Origin of the sequence: Aeromonas dhakensis (assembly GCF_002285935.1) — a bacterium.
Taxonomy (GTDB): domain Bacteria; phylum Pseudomonadota; class Gammaproteobacteria; order Enterobacterales; family Aeromonadaceae; genus Aeromonas; species Aeromonas dhakensis.
Map to the genome: position 1 here is coordinate 4,006,908 of NZ_CP023141.1, position 19,404 is coordinate 4,026,311.

Sequence of the window (19,404 nt, forward strand, 5' to 3'; positions counted from 1 at the left end):
CACAATGAAGAAGATAGGACTCTTGTTGGCGGCCATCCTGCTCAGCCCGCTCGCCATGGCGCAAACCGCCCCCGCCGCCCCCAAGGCGCAGGCGGCCCAGACCTGGTACGTGGCCCCCATCGCCATCGATGAAACCAGCGAGGCCCAGAAGGCGCTGACCAAGGACTTCATGGCCCAGATGATCAAGACCATCAAGATCAACGAGTACCAGACCGGCAAGGCGGTGGGCAAGACCAAGTCGCCCAAGTGGCTGATCCGCACCAAGCTGATGCCGGCAAGCAGCGAACCCCTGGTCGGCAAGAAGCACCCGCAGGGCCTCACCTACGGCAAGGGCATCCCCACCCAGGAGATCGTCGGCGAGCTCATCATGAACGGTACCCTGGTGGCCCATGTGGGTCAGGGCTGGCGCGAGCCCATCGTCCCGGGCACCCCGGTGGCCGAGAAGATCTCCATCGCCAACTATCAGTACGCCATCGGCAACGAAGCCAAGTCACCGGACCTGGAAGAGCTGGCGGCGCAAATCGGCTTCGAGGTGGGCAAGGTGATCGCCCGCGATGGCAAGCCGCTGCCCGAGAAGAAAAAGAAAAAAGAGTAAACGCGACACCTGTTACCAAGAAGGGGCCCTGCGCCCCTTTTTGCTGCCCACCCGGCGGCCCCAGGCTGTCATCCGGCCGTCACAATTGTGATCCATCCGGCACTTTTCAGACTCTCCGCTTACCGATAAAAGCCTTATCAGCTTGTGATTCAAACAGTTAAAAATCGCCCGTCGCATGCAGCAAATCATTGGTCCCGAATTGGAGCCGGATCACATTTATCTCGCAGGGGACGCGGTAGTTTGGTCTTGCAGGCACAATCAAACGAAACCAAGGAGGCCGCATTACATGTTCCCAGAGTACAGAGAGCTCATCTCGAAACTGAAGAGCAGTGATGTCCATTTCCAAAAGAAGTTTGACTTGCATAACGACCTGGATGTGGAGATTAGAAAGTTGGAGAAACATCACGCCAGCGACTACAGCGCCGAGGTGAAGGATCTGAAAAAACAGAAACTCAAACTGAAAGAGGAGATCTACGACATCCTCAAACAACATCCACAATAGACGCCTCGACGAATACCTGGATAAGCAACTTATCCTGCCAGCCCGGCCCGACGCCGGGCTTTTTGTTGGCCGCTCATCAGGAGGCGACGGCCGCTTGCGCCCCCTGGCGTCGAAACTCGCTCGGCGTCTGGCCGGTATGACGGCGAAAAGCGCTGTTGAAGGTGGACTTGCTGTTGAACCCGGCCCGGTAACAGACAGAGGCCACCGTCTCGTCGCTCTCCTGCAACAGTCGCTTGGCCTCCGCCACCCGATATCGATTGAGCCAGTCGTAGAAGTTGCCCCCCGAGCAGGCGTTGATGGCGCTGGACGCCTGGTGAAGGCTCAGGCCACACTCCTCGGCCAGCTTGCCAAGGGAGAGGGCGGGATCCCGATAGGCTCCGCGCCCGAGCTGGCGCTCCAGCGCCTCGAACAAGGGGCGCAAGCCCTCATCCCGAACCGGTTCCGATGCGGCATCATTGACGCGCTCGCGCACGCCCCCCTCAGGCGCGCCGCCCTGTTGGGGCAGCCTGGCATGGGCCAGCACTTGCAGCAGCAGATAGGCGGTGACGGGAGCCTGCAGATAGACGGTAGAGAGCGGCCAGCCGAGCCAGCTCAAGGCGATGCGCACCAGCAACAGCAAGGCCACCAGCAGTTGCAGCCCCTGCAGCTGAGCCACCCAGGCCCGCAGCGCCGGCTTGCGGCTGACCACTCCCAGGCGCCGCTGCTGCCACCAGTAGGTCAGCCCCAGCAGGGCGATGCAGGCAAGATAGCGGTTGCCATAGAGGGTCACCCCGGGCCACAACGCATCCCCCTGCTTGCCAAGCAGGATCCAGCTCACCTTGTCGGCCCCCGGCAACAACCAGTAGGGCAGCGCCAGAGCGGCAACCAGCAGCATGGGCAAGCCGTGCACCAGCCGCTCACGCCAGCAACCGAGCACCGACTCCCCCTGCAGAGCCCTGATGTAGCCATACAGGCAGAACGGCAACATCACCACCAAAGGGTCGGCCAGCTTGAGCAGATGAGGCCACTGCAGAAACCACTGCTGCTGGTGGTAGAGATACTCCAGCGCCTGCAAGCCGCTCAGGCTGAGCAGAGCCAGCAGATAACCGGCGGCGGCATCCCGCCGCATGCGCCGCAGCCAGCCGAGCGTGGCCAGCAGCAACATGCCGGTCAGGCTCAGACTGAGCACGGCGGCCACTTCTTCCCACTGCATATGCGTCCTCCTGCAGGTACGCCTCCATCGAACCGTACCTGTTTATCCTTGTTTTTATTATGTTTTCCAACCATTGACCGGTTCCATCCAGCGAGGCGACAGGGACGAAAGGGCTGCGCTTAAATACCTTCGCCTGCGGCTGAAAAGCAACAGAACAATAACAAGTCAGGACCACAGAAGGAACCAGGATGAAAACCCATTTTCCCCTCCCCCTGCTCGGCTGCCTCGTACTGGCCGGCTGCCAGGAGAACAGCAGCGAGCCGGATCCCGCTCGCCACTACGACGTCACCCTTACCTACACGGAGCAGGGTGTTCCCCACATCAAGGCGAACGACTACGCCAGCCTGGGCTTCGGGACCGGCTATGCCCATGCCGAGGAGAACCTCTGCACCCTGAGCGAGCAGATCATGAAGCTGCGGGGAGAGAAATCCCGCTGGCTGGGCGCGGGGGAGCAGCAGCGCAACCTGCTCTCCGACGTGGGTTATCGCGCCCTCGACCTGCCAGCCCAGGCCGCGGCCCTGTATGGCAAGCTGGCGCCGGATGCCCGTGACCTTGTCGAAGGCTATGTGGCGGGGTTCAACCACTCACTTGCCGGCCGCGCCGGCCCGGCGGACTACCCCTCCCCCTGCCGCGGGGCCGAGTGGGTCGAACCCATCACCCCGGTCCAGTTGCTGGCCTATCACCTGGATCTTGCCCAACTGGCCAGCGGCCGCAGCTTCATCGGCGCCATGGCCAGCGCCCAGCCCCCCGCCACTGCCGGTGCACAGGGACGTACCGCCCTGCCCGCCCCGGCGCTGGATCCCGTCTCGCTGCTCACCTCGGAGGGGATCGGCAGCAACGGCTGGGCGCTAGGGGCGGATCGCAGCAGCAACGCCAACAGCCTGCTGCTCGGCAACCCCCACTTCCCCTGGGATGGCGAGCTCAGATTCTTTGAACAGCACCTGCAGATCCCGGGGGAGCTCAACGTGACCGGAGCCACCATGATGGGCTTTCCCGCCATCCTGATCGGCTTCAACGAGCAGTTGGGCTGGACCCACACAGTCTCCCAGTCCAAGCGCTTCACCCTCTATCAGCTCACCCTGGATCCCGCCAATCCGCTGCGTTACCGCTACGGCGACCAGTGGCGGGAGATGAGCCAGAAAGAGATCACCGTACAGGTACGCCAGGCCGATGGCGGCCTGCAGCCCCATGTCCAGACCGTCTATGCCAGCCACTTCGGCCCCATGGTCAACCTCGCTTCCCTCTCGCCCACCCTGGGCTGGACCAGCAGCAGCGCCGTCAGCTTCCGCGATGCCAACGCCGGCAACTACAAGATGCTGGAACAGTGGCTGGCCATGGCCAGGGCCCAGAGCACCCCGGCGTTCTTCGAGGCGCTGGCCGAGCATCAGGGGGTGCCCTGGGTCAATACCCTGCTCGTCGACAAGACGGGCCAGGCCAGCTATGTGGATGCCACCCAGGTACCCCGCCTCGGCGCCAAGGCAGAAGCCTGGTGGCGAGCCGCCTCCCAGACGCCGCAACTGGCCCCCATCTGGCTGGATGGAGAGGGCAGCGTGCTGTTGCCGGGCAACGACCCCGATTTCGAGTGGGTCGACAGCGGCCAGACCCGGGCTCCCGGCCTTGTCCCCCTCAGCCAGGCCCCCCGCCAGACTCGCAGCGACTACGTCTACAACGCCAACAGCAGCCACTGGCTGACCAACCTGGCGGCCCCGCTGGAGGGATACTCCATTCTCTATGGGCCGGAGCAGACAGTGCGCAGCCCGCGTACCCGCTACAACGCCCAGCTCATCAGCACCCCCGACACCATGGGACTGACCGGGGCTGATCGCCGCTTTACCCTGCAGACGTTGCAACGGGTACTGACCCACAACGGCTCCCTGTTTGCCCGTGAGCTCAGAGATCCCCTGCTGGCTCGCTGCCAGGCCCATCCGCAGATCCAGCTGACCAGCGGCCCGCTGGACTTGACGCCGAGCTGCAACGCGCTCGCCAACTGGGATGGCGAGTATCAGCTTGAAAGCCGGGGAGCTCACCTGATGCGCGAATGGTTGACGGCGTTTCGCACCAGCGGCCACAGAGACATCAAGGATGCCCTGTTTGCCATCCCCTTCGATCCGGCCCATGGCGCCACCACCCCGCGCGGGCTGGCGCCCTGGAGCGGTGCACCGGATGAAGACCCGGCCCTGCTGGCGCTGGCCCAGGCCCAGCAGCGGTTGCAGGCGGCCGGTATCGCGCCGGATGCCGAACTCGGCGCACTGCAATTCGTGCAAAAAGCGGCCGGGCTGACCCCCATCGCACTGCCGGGAGGTAACTCGTTCGAGGGGCTGTTCAACATGGTGCAGACCAACCTGCCTTCGCGCAGCAGCTCGGATCTCGCCAACATAGTGACCGGCAAGGCCGTGGCAGGCACCACGCTGCGCAGTCTGGATGATGACGGTGACGGCCAGCCCGAGCTGCGTTATCGCGCCAACTACGGCTCCAGCTTTGTGCTGGCCCTGCAGTTCGATGACGCCGGCCCCAAGGCGGAGCGCTTCCTGAGCTACGGCCAGTCCCACGACCCCGAGAGCCCGCACTTCACCGATCAGACCGAGCAGTTCGCCCGTCAGCAGTGGCAACCCATGCGCTTCACCGAGCAGGAGATAGCGGCCCACCTGGAGCGTACCCTGCACCTCAAGGTACTGCGCACCAGCAGCCTCTGAGTCAACCCTCTCTATCCAGCCATAAAAAAGCGGGCCAATGGCCCGCTTTCTCATACCTGTTTCGCCCCATCATCACACCGGCGGATGGAAATGACTGGCCTCGCGGGTGGCCATCTCCTCGTAGGTGGCCCACTTCTGCCACGCCACTTGTTGTGCCACCTGCATCAGCCGCTGCGCCTCCTCCGGGTGGCTCTGGGCCAGCACCCGATAACGAGTCTCCTCCTGCCTATATTCGGCGAGCGGAATGGAGGGGCGCAGGCTGTCGAGGCTGAAGGGGTTCTGCCCCGCACTGCGCAATACCGGGTTGTAGCGCATCAGCGGCCAGTGGCCGGAAGCCACGGCGCGTTTTTGCTGGGTCAACCCGAACTCCATGTCGATGCCGTGAGCGATACAGTGGCTGTAGGCGATGATGAGCGACGGGCCCGGATAGGCCTCGGCCTCACGCAAGGCCTGCAGCGCCTGCTGCGGATTGGCCCCGAAGGCGATGCGAGCAACATAGACGTTGCCGTAGGCGATGGCCTGCAGGGCCACATCCTTCTTGGCCAGCGTCTTGCCCCCCGCCGCGAACTTGGCGACGGCACCGAGCGGGGTCGATTTCGACATCTGGCCGCCGGTGTTGGAGTAGACCTCGGTATCCATCACCAGCACGTTCACATCGCGCCCGGAGGCGAGCACGTGATCGAGCCCCGCCGAGCCGATGTCATAGGCCCAGCCATCGCCGCCGATGATCCAGACCGAGCGGCGCACCAGCTGATCGATAAGCGAGAGCAGCTCGCGAGCCTTGCCGGATTTCACCTCTTCCAGCCGCTCGCGCACTTGCGCCACCCGGGTGCGCTGGGCGCGGATCTCCGACTCCAGCCGCTGCGGGGCGCTAATCAGGGTATCGACCAGCTCTGCGCCCAGCTCCCCCTTCATCGCCTGCAAGGCTGCCACTGCCTGACCGTGATGCTGATCGGCGGTGAGACGAAAACCAAAGCCAAACTCTGCATTGTCCTCAAACAATGAGTTGGACCAGGCCGGCCCCTTCCCTTCACCGTTCTTGGCCCACGGCGTGGTCGGCAGGTTGCCGCCGTAAATGGAGGAGCAACCGGTGGCGTTGGCCACCAGCATGCGGTCACCAAACAGCTGGGTCAGCAGTTTGAGGTAAGGGGTCTCGCCACAGCCGGCGCAGGCGCCGGAGAACTCGAACAGGGGCTCGAGGAACTGGGCACCGCGCACCGTGGAGAAATCCACCCGCTCGCGAGCAGGCCAGGGCAGGCTCTCGAACCAACGCAGCGCCTGTTTCTGGCCGGCCAGATGGGGCGCCTTGTCCATCATGGCGATGGCGCGCTCGCCTTCATGGCTCTCATCTTCTCCAGCCCGCACCGGACAGGCCTGCACGCACTGGCCGCAGCCGGTGCAATCCTCCGGATAGAGCTGCAAGGTGTAGCGGCTATCGGGGAAGCCCCTGGCGGTGACGGGCACCGACTGGGCAGCCTCTGGAGCGCTCGTCAGCCAGTCCTGATGGTAGAACTTGGCCCGCAGCGCCGCGTGGGGGCAGACAAAGACGCAGTTGCCGCACTGGATGCAGATGTCCGAATTCCAGATCGGGATCTCGCGGGCGATATCCCGCTTCTCGAAGCGGCTGGTGGCGGTGGGGTAAGTGCCGTCCACCGGCAGCATGGAGACGGGGATCAAATCGCCGCGCCCTGCCAGCATCTCACCTGTGACCCGCTGGACAAACTCGCTGCCGCCGGGAGCCAGTGGCAGCGGATAGTCGCTGATCTGCTCCTCACCAGCCGGGATGACCACCTGATGGAGGTGGGCCAGGGTGTCGTCCACCGCCGCGAAGTTGCGCTCGACTACCTCGGGCCCCTTGCGGGCATAGCTCTTCTCGATGCTCTCCTTGATAAGCGCAATCGCCTCGTCCCGCGGCAATATGCCGGCCAGGGCGAAGAAGCAGGTCTGCATGATGGTGTTGATGCGATTGCCCATGCCGTTGCGCTCGGCCACCCTATCCCCGTCGATGCAGTAGAGGCGGATATCGAGAGCCCGGATGCGGGCGCGCAGCCGCTCGGGCAGTTCGGCCCAGACCCGGTCGGGCTCATGGGGGGCATTGAGCAGCAGGGTCGCCCCTTCGGCGGCGAACTCCAGCAGATCCACAGATTCGACAAAGCCCCACTGATGGCAACCGATAAAGCTCGCCTGCTCGATAAGCCAGGGGGCGTCGATGGGTTCGGGACCAAAGCGCAGGTGGGAGACGGTGCGCGAGCCCGACTTCTTGGAGTCGTAGACGAAGTAGCCCTGGGCGTGGAAGCCCTCCAGCTCGCCGATGATCTTGATGCTGTTCTTGTTGGCGCCCACGGTGCCATCGGCACCAAGGCCGAAGAAGAGCGCCCGCACCCGGCTGGCAGGCTCCAGATCGCCGATGGGGTGCCAGGCCAGACTGAGGCCCGACACGTCATCGACAATCCCCACCGTAAAGCGGGGGCGCGGCGCATCGGATGCCAGCTCCTCGAACACCGCCGCGCACATGGCGGGGGTGAACTCCTTGGAAGAGAGGCCATAGCGACCGCCGCTCAGCCACGGCAGCCGCTTGATAAGACCGCGCTGCAAGCCATCGATGAGGGCGCTCTGCACATCCAGCAGCAGCGGCTCGCCGCCGGCGCCCGGCTCCTTGGTGCGATCCAGCACCGCCATGCGCCGCACGCTCTCGGGCAGGGCATCGAGCAGCGCCTGCACCGGGAAGGGGCGATAGAGACGAATGACCAGCACCCCGGTCTTGCGATCCTGCTGGTTGAGCCAATCTACCGTGGTGCGGGCGGTCGCCGCCCCCGAACCCATCAACACGATGACCTCGGTGGCATCCGGGGCGCCGTGATACTCCACCAGCCGGTAGTGGCGGCCGGTCAGCTCGCCGAGGCTCTCCATGCACTGCTGCACCCGCGCCGGCACCGCCTCGTAGAAGGGGTTGACGCTCTCGCGGGACTGGAAATAGGTGTCGGGGTTCTGGGCGGTGCCGCGCATCACCGGATGATCCGGGTTGAGCGCCCGCGCGCGGTGGGCACGCACCCAGTCGTTATCGATCAGCGCCCGAATTTCATCTTTGTGCAGCGCGGTGATCTTGTTCACTTCGTGGGAGGTACGAAAGCCGTCGAAGAAGTGGACGAAAGGCACCCGGCACTGCAGGGTGACGCTGTGGGCAATCAAGGCCAGGTCCTGCGCCTCCTGCACCGAGCTGGAGGCGAGCATGGCAAAACCGGTGCTGCGCGCCGCCATCACATCCTGATGGTCGCCAAAGATCGACAGCCCCTGCGCCGCCAAGGATCGGGCCGCCACATGGAACACCGCCGAGGTCAATTCGCCTGCGATCTTGTACATGTTGGGCAGCATCAGCATCAGCCCTTGGCTCGCGGTGAAGGTGGTGGCGAGCGCCCCCGCCTGCAGGGCGCCATGCACCGTGCCGGCCGCCCCCCCTTCGCTCTGCATCTCCACCACGGTAGGGATGTTGCCCCACAGGTTGGTCTGCCCCTCCGCCGCCCAGGCGTCGGCCAGTTCGGCCATGGTCGAGCTCGGGGTGATGGGATAGATGGCGCACACTTCGCTCAGCTGATACGCCACCCGGGCCGCGGCTTCGTTGCCGTCAACCATGATCAGTTCGTGTTTCATAGGGACTCCTCCGGTTGACGCAACTCGATGGCGTGGCAGGGACACTGGTCGTGGCAGGCACCGCAGCCGGTACAACGCTCGGCATCCACCTGATATCCCAGACCCGGCCCCAGCTTGGCGATGGCCTGCTCGGGGCAACTGCCATAACAGCCGTCGCACTCGAAGCAGTTGCCGCAGGAGTAGCAGCGAGCCGCCTCGTAGCGGGCCGCCGTCTCGTCCAGTCCGCCGATGATCTCGCCAAAGTCGTCCCGCGCCGAGGGCGGTTTGACCGGCTGGCTGCTGGCGGGGGCGTGGGTCTGGAACCAGAGCTGCAGCTGCTCGGGCCCAACCAGCGGATAGGAGAGCGGCTTGTGGTAGAGGCGACCGCGCAGCCAGGCATCCATGTGGCGCGCCGCCTTCTTGCCGTGACCGGTGGCGATGGTGACGGTGCGCTCGGAAGGCACCATGTCACCGCCGGCAAACAGACCCGGTACGTCCGTCATCAGGTTTTCGCCAACCTGCACCACCCCTTCCTGGTTGACCCGCACGCCGGGGATGCTCTCCAGCACGCTCAAGTCCACCTCCTGACCCAGCGCCAGAATGAGGGAGTCCGCTTCGAGGGTTTCAAACTGGCCGGTGGGCACCGGCTTGCCATGTTCGTCGAGGGTCATCACCTCCACTTCGATATTGGTGTTGTCGAGCTGGCGGATGGTGCGCAACCAGTTGATCTTGATCCCCTCCTCCTCGGCCTCGTCGGCTTCGAAGGCGTGGGCCGGCATATGATCCCGGTCGCGGCGGTAGATGATCATCGCCTCCTCCACCCCGAGGCGGCGGGCGGTGCGGGCCGCGTCCATGGCGGTGTTGCCGCCGCCGTAGATGGCCACCCGCCGCCCCAGTTTGGGGGGCGGCAAGCCCTGCTCTTCGGCCAGACTGGCCTGCTCGAGGAAGCTCACCGCATCGAGGATCTTGCCCGCCTCCCGGGCCGGAATGTCGACCCGCTTGGCCAGATGGGCGCCGATGGCCATGAAGACGGCGTCAAAGCCCCCCTGGTCGCGCTCCTTGAGCACGTCCTCCACCTTGTGGTTGAGGGTAAGGGTGACGCCAGCAGCGACGATGCGGGCCACCTCCCGATCCAGCACCTCGCGGGGCAGACGGTAGGCGGGAATGCCGAAGCGCAGCATGCCGCCGGCAAGCGGCCCCGCCTCGCGGATCTCCACCTGATGGCCGAGTCGGTTGAGGTGCCAGGCGCAGGAGAGGCCGGAGGGGCCGGCGCCTATGATGAGTACCTTCTTGCCGCTGGCGGGCGCGGGGGCTGCAGGCTGCCAGCCCCTGGCCAGCGCCTCGTCGCCGAGAAAGCGTTCGATGGCATGAATGGAGACGGCATCATCCACCTGGGCCCGGTTGCAGGCGCTTTCGCAGGGGTGATAGCAGACCCGCCCGTGGACCGCAGGCAGGGGATTTTCTTCGATGAGAGTCTGCCAGGCCGCCTCGAAGCGGCCCGCTTCAGCCAGGGCAAGCCAGGCCTGGATGTTCTCACCAGCCGGGCAGGCATGATTGCAGGGTGGCAGGGCTGGCCGCCAAACGGGTAGCCGAGTACGGACCGGACCTGTTCCCGTCTTCTGGGAGAGATCCGGCGGTGGGGTCATATCCAGTTGTTTGCTCATACATTGCTTTCTTCTTTTTGGGTGACAGGCCCCATCCGAATGCACTTGATACCGTTTAACCGAAGCGGACGGTGGCCGGAGAGGGAAGAAGCGAAAGCGTCAGAAACTGGAAGCTGGCTCGATAATGGACTGATTTTTGTACTGAATGACGGATCAGGATCAAAAAATGTTGCACTTTATGGGGTATGGAGTGCACAACGTGACCCGTGTAACATCTTGCCCGTCTGCAGGAACTCCGCTCGGGCTCACGCCCCGCAAGCGACACCGCATCGTCGGCCACTCCGGGTGAACGCCATTCCTGCAACCATTGCTGCACGGAACGGGGCTCGCCCGCCTGTCTCCTGCACTGGAACCGCCATCGCACAAGGATTCGGCCATGCCAACACTCGCCAGCATTCATCTCTACCCCATCAAGTCGACGGCAGGCATGCCACTGACCCGCGCCCTGGTCACCGAAGAGGGGCTGCAGGGGGATCGTCGCTACATGGTGGTCAAACCGGACGGCAGCTTCATCACGGCCCGCACCCATCCCCAGTTGCAGCAGGTGGTGGCCCCCCCCATCGAGGGCGGCCTGCAGCTGCGCTATCCGGGCTTCGAGCCGCTCACCCTGCAAGAGACCGAGTTCAGCCGCGCGTCCCGCGCCACCGGCGTCTGGAAAGACATCTTCAACGCCCTGCACACCCACGCCCAGGCCGATGCGTGGCTGAGCAAGGTGGCGGGGGAGCCGGTGCAGCTGCTCTGGCTTGGCGAAGAGTCTGCCCGCTTTCGGGAGAAGACCGGCACCCGGGTCAGCTTTGCCGACGGTTACCCCCTGCTGCTGATAAGCCAGGCGTCTTTGGAAGATCTCAACCTGAGATCCGACGCGCTGCACCAGATGAGCCAGTTTCGCACCAACCTGGTGGCGAGCGGCACCCTCCCCTTCGAGGAGGACGGCTGGAAGCGGATCCGCATCGGCGAGGTGGAGTTCCTGGTGGCCAAGCCTTGCAGCCGCTGCATCATGACCACGGTGGAGCCGGGCACGGATCGCTTCAATGCCCTGAAAGAGCCGCTGGCCACCCTCACCCGCTACCGGCGCGGCGAGGATGGCGAGGTCTACTTCGGTCAGAACCTGGTGGCCCTCAACGAGGGGTGGATTGAGGCGGGCAGCGAGATAGAGGTGCTGGAGCGCGCCCGCGCACCTGTCTACCCCAACGCGGCCCCGAAAAAACGGGAACTGGTGTGCGTGGCCCGCGAGCCGCTGGCGCGGGATCTGGAGACCTTCTGGTTCGAGGCGGCCGATGGTGAGCCCCTGCCCGACTACCTGCCTGGCCAGCACCTGCCCATCAGCCTGGATATTGGCCTCGGTCTGCGGCGCGAGCGCCTGCAGCGCCGCTATACCCTGAGCTCCACCCCGGAGCAGCCGGAGCGTTACAGCATCAGCGTCAAGAAGGTGGGCGGCGGTCGCATCTCCCACTGGCTGCACCAGCAGTTGCAACCGGGTGACCGTCTGCTGGCCGCCAACCCCGCCGGCGAATTTCATCTGGGCCGGGATCGCAATCTCTTGCTGCTCTCGGCAGGCTCGGGGGTCACTCCCATGCTCTCCATTGCCCGCACTCTGGCCTTGCGCGGGGAGCTCGGCGACGTGCACTTCATGCACCTGTGCCGCAGCGAGGCGGACATTCCCGCCGCCGGCGAGTTGCACGCCCTGGCGCAGCAGGGGATGACCCTCACCCTGATCCTGAGCCAGCCCGATACGCACTGGCAGGGGCTCAAGGGGCGGTTGGACGAGGTTCACCTCAAACAGATCAAAGGGTTGCAACAGCGGGAAGTGTTTATCTGCGGCCCCCACGGATTTATGGCCGATGCGGCCGCCAGACTGGCCGCCCTTGGCGTGCCGGCCGGACGGATCCGCCAGGAGAGCTTTGGCGGCGCCATCCTCTCCCTCTCCCGCCCACATCAGGCGGTGCAACTGCGCATCGGCGAGCAGGCGTTTGCCGGCAACAATCAGGGCACAGTGCTGGATCAGGCCCACAAGCAAGGGGTGGAGCTGCCCTGGAGCTGCCGCGCCGGCATCTGCGGCAGTTGCAAGCAGACCCTGGTCGCGGGTGAAGTGGATCACCCCGATGCCCCCGCCATCACCGCCGCCGAGCGAGCCGCTGGCAAGATCCTCACCTGCTGCGCCGTCCCCCTCACCGACATCGTCATCAAATAAGGTGATCGAGGTGCAATAATCCGGCCGGGGTACGCTCCCGGCCGCGCTTTTCCCCTCCTTTGCCTTCGCGCCTCCTTTCTCGCACCTTTTCGCCGACCCGCCGCAGCCTTAGCGAAGAGCGCTCCTATACTCACTGCAACAACAATAAAACCCCACAGAAGTACCGGCCTTCGCCGCGTGACAAAGGGGGTTATCGGTGAGAATAAGGACGCTCAAACCATGGAACAGAACAGACCCGCCTTTCAGCTCAATCTGCTGCTCTCAGTCATCACCCTGATCCTGCTGTCGCTGGTGTTTTTCGCCTACAGCTGGTCGGGAAAACAGATGGAACAGAGCTATCAGCAACGTTACCAATCCTATCTGCTGGCCGATGAACTGCGGCAATCCTCCGACGATCTGACCCGCCTCGGCCGCACCTATGTGATCACCAAGGATCCCGCCTACGAGCAGCAGTACATGCGGATCCTGGCCATTCGCAACGGGGAACAGAACCGGCCGCAGGGCTACAACCGCATCTATTGGGACTTCGTCGCCGCCAACGGCCAGAACCCGCGGCCCGACAGCCAGGTGCGTCGCGGCCTCATCGACCTGATGAAGGACACCGGTTTTACCGAGGAGGAGCTCGCCAAGCTCAACGAGGCCAAGAACAACTCGGATGCCCTGGTCAACACCGAGGTGGCCGCCTTCAAGCTGGTGCAGCAGACCGATGGCGATCTGGCCGCCAACCAGCAGAAGGCCATAGCCATGATGCATGACAAGGCCTATCACCAGAACAAGGGGCGCATCATGTCCCCCATCGACGACTTCTACGTCATGATGGAGACCCGTACCCAGCAGGCGGTGGATGACGCCACCAGCCAGTCCGCCATGCTGCGCTACCTGTTCATCGCGCTCGGCCTGGTGTTGATGTTCTTCCTCTGGCGCACCTACAAGGCGCTGATTGACCTGGTCGGCACCTCGGTCGATCAGCTCAGAAGCGATCTCAACCACCTGGCCGAGGGGGACTTCTCCCAGCCGATCAAGGTGCCGGCCGGTGCCAAGGAGAGCCTGATTGGCCTGCTCGCCACCATGCAAAGCACCCTCAAGGGGATCATCGCCCAGGTCTCCCACTCCAGCGAAGAGCTCTCAGGCTCGGCCGACAGCATCGCCCAGATAGCGGAGCAGACAGCCCAGTTCGCCACCTCCCAGCAGACCAGCACCCAAACTATGGCGGCCGCCATCGAGGAGCTGGTGGTGAGCATCAGCCACCTCTCGGACAACGCCACCCACGCCGACGAGCTCAGCAAGATCTCCGCCAACACCCTGGAAGAGGGCTCCGGGGTCATCAAGCAGACCCTCGACAGCATCCAGAGCATCTCGGACACCGTCTCCAACGCCGCCAGCAGCATCGCGGATCTCAACAGCCACACCCAGCAGATCTCGGAGATCATCGAGGTGATCCGCGGCATCGCCGATCAGACCAACCTGCTGGCCCTCAACGCCGCCATCGAGGCGGCCCGGGCCGGCGAGCAGGGACGCGGCTTTGCGGTGGTGGCCGACGAGGTTCGCAACCTCGCCAGCCGCTCGGCCGCCTCCACCCAGCAGATCACCGGCATGATCGGCAAAATTCAGAGCGGGGCGGACGCCTCCATCCGCAGCATGGAAAACACGGTCAACAACGTCTCCCGCGGGGTGAGCCTGGCCAGCCAGACCGGCGCGGCCATCGCCAGCATCCAGGATCACGCCTCCAACCTCACCGGCCTGATGGGGGAGATCAGCCACACCCTGCGCGAGCAGTCCACTGCCGCCAACGAGGTGGTCTCCACCGTCGGCAACATCACCTCCCTCTCCGAGCAGTCGGGGGATGCCGCCCGCCACGTCTCCCAGGAGGCGGCCAAGCTCAAGCAGCTGTCACGGCTGCTGCGCCAGGAGATGGCCCACTTCAAGCTGTAGCGCAAAGCGCACAAAGCAAAACGGCTGCCCGAAGGCAGCCGTTTTCATTGGTACGGTACGCTTAACCGCGCAGGGCGGCGATGCGCTGCTCGATGGGCGGGTGGCTCATGAACAGCTCGCTCATTGAGCGCTTGCCGTTGATGCCGAACGCCATCATGGAGCCTTCCAGCTGCGGCTCGGCACCACGGGAGAGGCGCTCGAGGGCGGCGATCATCTTGTCGCGACCGGCCAGTTTGGCGGCGCCGGCGTCGGCGCGGAATTCACGCTGACGGCTGAACCACATGACGATGATGGAGGCCAGCACGCCGAACACCATCTCCAGCACGAACACGGTGATCATGTAGGCAAAACCGCCTGTGCTGCTGCTCTCTTCCTCGTTGTTGGAGCTGAAGAAGTTGCTGATGACGCCGGCCACGATGCGGGCGAAGAACATCACGAAGGTGTTCACCACCCCCTGGATCAGGGTCAGGGTCACCATGTCGCCGTTGGCCACGTGGCTCACCTCGTGGGCCAGCACGGCTTCCGCCTCGTCACGGCTCATGCTGTAGAGCAGACCGGACGACACGGCGACCAGCGAGTCGTCACGGCGGGCGCCAGTGGCGAAGGCGTTCATCTCGGGGGAGTCGTAGATCCCCACTTCCGGCATCTTGATGCCCGCCTCACGGGCCTGACGGGCAACTGTGCTCACCAGCCAGTGCTCGGTCTCGTTGCGGGGTTGCTCGATGACCTGGACGCCATAGCTGCGCTTGGCCATCCACTTGGACATCAGCAAGGAGATAAAGGAACCCCCAAAACCGAACACGGCGCAGAACACCAACAGACCGGAAATGCTGGACTTGTTGATCCCCAGAACCGAGAACAGGATATTGAGTACCACCCCCAGCACCAGCATGACGGCCAGGTTGGTCACCAGGAATAGCATAATTCGCTTCATATTGACTCCTTGTGAGATATGGATGCGTGGCCCGTCACCAGTTCGCTGCCGGCCGGGTCACACCTGTCACGCATAATAGACAGTTTCTATGAATGTTCGCTGAATGTCGGATTCAGAGCAGGGGCGAAATGTCGAGTCGCCCGCGCAGATCAGCCTCGAGCGGATTGTTTACAAAGGGTATTTCACCCAAAAACGGGGCCGGCAGCAAGCCCCGCAGGGTGTCCAGATTTTCCTGATAGTGGCTCATGGAGCCGTGCAGCCGGTTGATGACCCAGCCCGCCACCGGCAGGTTGTTGTTGCGAATGGCGGCGAAGGTGAGCAGGGCATGGTTGAGACAGCCCAGTTTGGCCCCCACCACCATGATCACCGGCATGTTCTCCTGCTTGACCCAGTCCGACAGCAGGTGCTTGCGATCGAGTGGCAGGAACCAGCCCCCCGCTCCCTCCACCACCACCAGCTCGGCCCCCGCCTGTTCAATCTGGCGCAGCCCGTCCGACAACCCCTTCAGGGTGATGGCGTCGCGCGCTTCGCTGGCGGCGATATGGGGCGCGATGGGCGGCTCGTAGGCGTAGGGGTTGACCAGATCGTAGGGCAGCGGCAGGCTCGCCGCCTCCTGCAACAGCACCGCATCCAGATTGCGCAGTCCCTCCGGGGTGCGGGCACAGCCGGCGGAGACAGGCTTGTAACCGGCGCAACGGATGCCGTGCGCGGCGAACTCCAGCAGCAGGGTGCGGGCGACCAGCGTCTTGCCCACATCGGTATCGGTGCCGGTGACGAAGAAGGATTTGACCATGATGACTCCTCAATACGGCGCAGGTGCCCAGGCTCGATACGGCGGGGCACCCGCAGCTCAATTCTCTCGGCCAAGGCCGCCGGTTAACGACGGATCAGCTGGCCGAGGCAAACCTGATAACTGGCGGCCAGCAGACCGTCCGGCTGACGATGGGCCTCATAGGCCTGGCTCAGACGCAACAAGCGCTGACGGCTGCCAAGGCCGGTATGACGCTCGTCATTGACCTGGCTGGCACCGATCCCCTTGAGATCGCGCAGCAAACCGTTGAGCTCGGAATAGCCGAGCGACCAGGTCAGGCTCTCCAGCGCCGGGGCGGCAAAGCCGCCGACGGCGATGGCATGCTGCAATTGTGGCAGGCTGAGGAAGCGATTGACATGATCACACTCGTCAACCGTGCGCCAGGCCTCACGCAGTTGCCAGAGCGACTCGGCCAACAGGGTCGAGAACAGCAGCCGGCCGCCGGGTTTGAGCACCCGGTGCAGCTCGGCGAAAGCCTGGGCCGGCCGCTCGCACCACTGCAGCGCCAGGCTGGAGAAGACCCAGTCAAACGTCCCGTCGGCAAAGGGCAATTGCTCGGCATCGCCGCACAGCAGGCGGGCGCCGCTGCCGCGAAGGGCCGCCTGGGCCAGCATGCCGGGGGCGAGATCCAGCCCGGTCAGCTCACAGCAGCGCCCGGCCAGAGTCGGCAGAAAGAAACCGGTACCGCAGCCCAGATCGAGCCCACGACCTTCCAGCCCCTCATGCATACCCGCCGCACTCATCCGCACCAGCAGCGCCTGTCCCACCTCCTGCTGGAAGCGGGCGTGGGCGTCGTAGTGACGGGCGGCGGCGCCGAAACGGCGGGCAAGCTGGGCCTTGTCCACCGCCTGAAAACGCTCATGCAGCATGGGTGCCTCCTCTCTCATTGTCCGCCGGGCAAGGACCGAGGACATCGAGCAGGCGATCCACGTCCTCAGCGCGGTGAGCGGCGCTCAGGGTGATGCGAAGGCGCGCCGTGCCGACCGGTACCGTGGGCGGACGGATGGCACTCACCCAGACGCCGCGCCCCCGCAGCCGCTCGGCCAGTTGCAGGGCGGCACTGCTCTCCCCCACCAGCAGCGGCTGGATGGGGGTATTGCTGTCACCCAGCTGCCAACCCAGCGCCTGCGCCCCTTGTCGGAAACGGGTGATGAGTTCACCAAGCTGGGCGCGGGCCTCGTCAGCGGCGCGCACCAGTTCGATGCTCTTAATGACAGCGCAGGCCTGTGCCGCCGGCATATGGGTGCTGTAGACGTAGTGGCGGGCGAAGTTGACCAGATACGCCACCAGTTCGCGACTGCCGCCCACAAAGGCGCCGGCTACCCCGAGCGCCTTGCCAAAGGTGCCCATCTGGATGTGCACGCCGGCCGAGTTCACCCCCTGGGCCGCCAAGGTGCCGCGCCCTTGTGGCCCCAGTACGCCGAGGCCGTGGGCATCGTCGATCATCAGCCAGTTGCCGCTCTGGGCGGCCAGTTGGCTAAGTTCGCGCCAGGGGCCCTGATCCCCGTCCATGCTGAACACCCCCTCCGAGACGATCAAGCCTCGACTTGGCTCAAGCTGCCGCTCAAGGACCGCCATGTCGTTGTGACAGAAGCGCTTCATCTTGCAGGGCAGCTGACTGCCCATCTCCTGCAGGGAGGCGTGGTTGAGTTTGTCCTGCCACAGCAGATGCTCCTTGCCGAGCAGGGCCTTGAGCACCGCCTGATTGGCCGAGAAGCCGCAGTTGAACAGCAGCACCGCCTCCAGTCCGAGCCACTCGGCCAGCGTCTCTTCCAGCTGCTGGTGGGCCCGGCTGTAACCGGTCACCAGCGGCGAGGCACCGGCGCCCGCACCATAGCGCTCGATGCCCTCCTGGAAGGCGACCTTGATGGCGGGGTGATCAGCCAGCCCCAGATAGTCGTTGGCGGAAAAGTTGAGGTAATCGCCCCCCCCAACCTTGAGGCGCCCACCACTCGCGCCGTCGGTGGCGACGCGACTGCGCAGCAGGCCGGCCTGTTCGCGTTCGGCCAGCGCTGCGCTCAACTCGAAGGGGCCCGAGACTGCGGGGCCCTTCATGACCGCGCGGCCCCGGCACGGGGGCGAGTGGCGTCATAAAACATCTCGGCGGGTTCGCTCTGGCGACTCACCTCGGCCAGCAGCTCCTCTTCTTGAACCTGATCCGGCTTCTGGGCCCGCTGGGCGGGGCGAATGCCGAGGCGCTTGAACAGCTGCATGTCGTTGTTCTCGTCCGGGTTGGGGGTGGTCAGCAGCTTGCAGCCGTAGAAGATGGAGTTGGCCCCCGCCATAAAGCACATGGCCTGCATCTGCTCGTTCATCTTCTCCCGCCCGGCGGAGAGGCGCACGTGGGAGGCCGGCATCATGATACGTGCCACGGCGATGGTGCGGATAAATTCGAACGGATCCAGGTTCTCCTGGTTCTCCAGCGGCGTCCCCTTCACCTTGACCAGCATGTTGATGGGCACACTCTCCGGGTGGCGCGGCAGATTGGCCAGCGCCATCAAGAGGCCCGCCCGATCTTTCGCCTGTTCCCCCATGCCGACGATGCCGCCGGAGCAGACCTTCATGCCGGCGCCGCGCACATGCTCCAGGGTATCGAGCCGATCCTGATAGGTGCGGGTGGTGATGATGTCGCCGTAAAACTCCGGCGAGGTGTCGAGGTTGTGGTTGTAGTAGTCAAGGCCGGCGGCGCCGAGGCGCGCCGCCTGATCGGCGGTGAGCATGCCTAGCGTCATGCAGGTCTCCATGCCGAGCCCGCGTACCTCCTCGATCATTCGCAGGATATAGGGCATGTCCTTCTCTTTGGGGTTGCGCCAGGCGGCTCCCATGCAGAAGCGGGACGAGCCGTTGGCCTTGGCTTCGCGGGCCCGCTCCAGCACCTTCTCCACCTCCATCAGCCGCTCGGCCTCAAGGCCGGTGTGATAACGGGCGCTCTGGGGACAGTACTTGCAATCCTCCGGGCAGGCACCGGTCTTGATGGAGAGCAGGGTGCTCACCTGCACCTCGTTCGGATCGAAATGGGTACGGTGCACAGTCTGGGCCTGGAACAGCAGATCGTTGAACGGCAGGGCAAACAGGGCCTGAACCTCGGCGAGGGTCCAGTCGTGACGAAGGGCGTGACCGCCCGCGGTGAGAGCATTCATACATGGCTTCCAATTGTTATAAGTGGGATCCTGCGCGGCCTTGCTTGCAAAGAGTCTTTGTAAGAGGTCCTTGCAAGTAGAGAAGCGCAAAACCCGCCGCCTGGCCCGGGCGAACAGGGATGC

Annotated in this window: 13 protein-coding genes; 5 read left to right on the forward strand and 8 right to left on the reverse strand. The window is 64.5% G+C overall.

The features are described from left to right. Positions 1-4 precede the first annotated feature (4 nt). On the forward strand, positions 5-595 hold the full coding sequence (locus tag CK627_RS18590) for a hypothetical protein (protein WP_017766109.1): 591 nt from the start codon (positions 5-7) through the stop codon (positions 593-595). A 286-nt stretch (positions 596-881) separates the two neighbouring features. Further along, positions 882-1,097 carry an HP1242/YdcH family protein gene (locus CK627_RS18595; RefSeq protein WP_005299061.1) on the forward strand — a complete coding sequence of 72 codons (216 nt, stop codon included), beginning with the start codon at positions 882-884 and terminating at the stop codon, positions 1,095-1,097. A 76-nt stretch (positions 1,098-1,173) separates the two neighbouring features. Here CK627_RS18595 and CK627_RS18600 read toward each other — a convergent pair whose 3' ends face one another. Next, positions 1,174-2,289, reverse strand: coding sequence for a helix-turn-helix domain-containing protein (locus CK627_RS18600; RefSeq protein WP_095593075.1), 1,116 nt, complete (start codon positions 2,287-2,289; stop codon positions 1,174-1,176). Between the two features lie 188 nt (positions 2,290-2,477). On the opposite strand from CK627_RS18600, the gene CK627_RS18605 reads away from it, so the two are divergent. Continuing rightward, positions 2,478-4,982 carry a penicillin acylase family protein gene (locus tag CK627_RS18605; protein ID WP_095593076.1) on the forward strand — a complete coding sequence of 835 codons (2,505 nt, stop codon included), beginning with the start codon at positions 2,478-2,480 and terminating at the stop codon, positions 4,980-4,982. Positions 4,983-5,054: 72 nt separating this feature from the next. Here CK627_RS18605 and nifJ read toward each other — a convergent pair whose 3' ends face one another. Then, positions 5,055-8,630, reverse strand: coding sequence for a pyruvate:ferredoxin (flavodoxin) oxidoreductase (gene nifJ / locus CK627_RS18610; protein WP_095593077.1), 3,576 nt, complete (start codon positions 8,628-8,630; stop codon positions 5,055-5,057). Next, a complete protein-coding gene (locus tag CK627_RS18615) occupies positions 8,627-10,273 on the reverse strand; it encodes an NAD(P)-binding protein (protein ID WP_095593078.1) in 1,647 nt (548 codons plus the stop codon). Before CK627_RS18615 ends, nifJ begins: the two co-directional genes overlap by 4 nt. Positions 10,274-10,649: 376 nt before the next feature. On the opposite strand from CK627_RS18615, the gene CK627_RS18620 reads away from it, so the two are divergent. Both CK627_RS18620 and CK627_RS18625 read left to right on the forward strand, forming a co-directional pair. After that, the gene (locus tag CK627_RS18620; protein ID WP_095593079.1) at positions 10,650-12,464 is read left to right on the forward strand and encodes an MOSC N-terminal beta barrel domain-containing protein; all 1,815 of its coding nucleotides are present in this window, start codon (positions 10,650-10,652) and stop codon (positions 12,462-12,464) included. A gap of 219 nt (positions 12,465-12,683) precedes the next feature. Then, positions 12,684-14,396 carry a methyl-accepting chemotaxis protein gene (locus tag CK627_RS18625; RefSeq protein ID WP_095593080.1) on the forward strand — a complete coding sequence of 571 codons (1,713 nt, stop codon included), beginning with the start codon at positions 12,684-12,686 and terminating at the stop codon, positions 14,394-14,396. A 61-nt stretch (positions 14,397-14,457) separates the two neighbouring features. Here CK627_RS18625 and htpX read toward each other — a convergent pair whose 3' ends face one another. The 5 genes from htpX to bioB form a co-directional block, all read right to left on the reverse strand. Continuing rightward, entirely contained in the window at positions 14,458-15,330 is an 873-nt protein-coding gene (htpX, locus tag CK627_RS18630) for a protease HtpX (RefSeq protein WP_010634511.1), read from the reverse strand. 112 nt (positions 15,331-15,442) lie between these two features. After that, complete coding sequence (gene bioD / locus CK627_RS18635) at positions 15,443-16,123, reverse strand: dethiobiotin synthase (RefSeq protein WP_005299037.1); 681 nt, start codon at positions 16,121-16,123, stop codon at positions 15,443-15,445. An 83-nt stretch (positions 16,124-16,206) separates the two neighbouring features. After that, positions 16,207-17,010, reverse strand: coding sequence for a malonyl-ACP O-methyltransferase BioC (gene bioC / locus CK627_RS18640; protein WP_095593081.1), 804 nt, complete (start codon positions 17,008-17,010; stop codon positions 16,207-16,209). After that, entirely contained in the window at positions 17,000-18,196 is a 1,197-nt protein-coding gene (gene bioF / locus CK627_RS18645; protein WP_095593082.1) for an 8-amino-7-oxononanoate synthase, read from the reverse strand. The genes bioC and bioF overlap by 11 nt, the downstream gene beginning before the upstream one ends. Beyond that, positions 18,193-19,281, reverse strand: a complete 1,089-nt coding sequence (gene bioB / locus CK627_RS18650) for a biotin synthase BioB (RefSeq protein ID WP_095593083.1) — start codon at positions 19,279-19,281, stop codon at positions 18,193-18,195. The genes bioF and bioB overlap by 4 nt, the downstream gene beginning before the upstream one ends. Positions 19,282-19,404 lie beyond the last annotated feature (123 nt).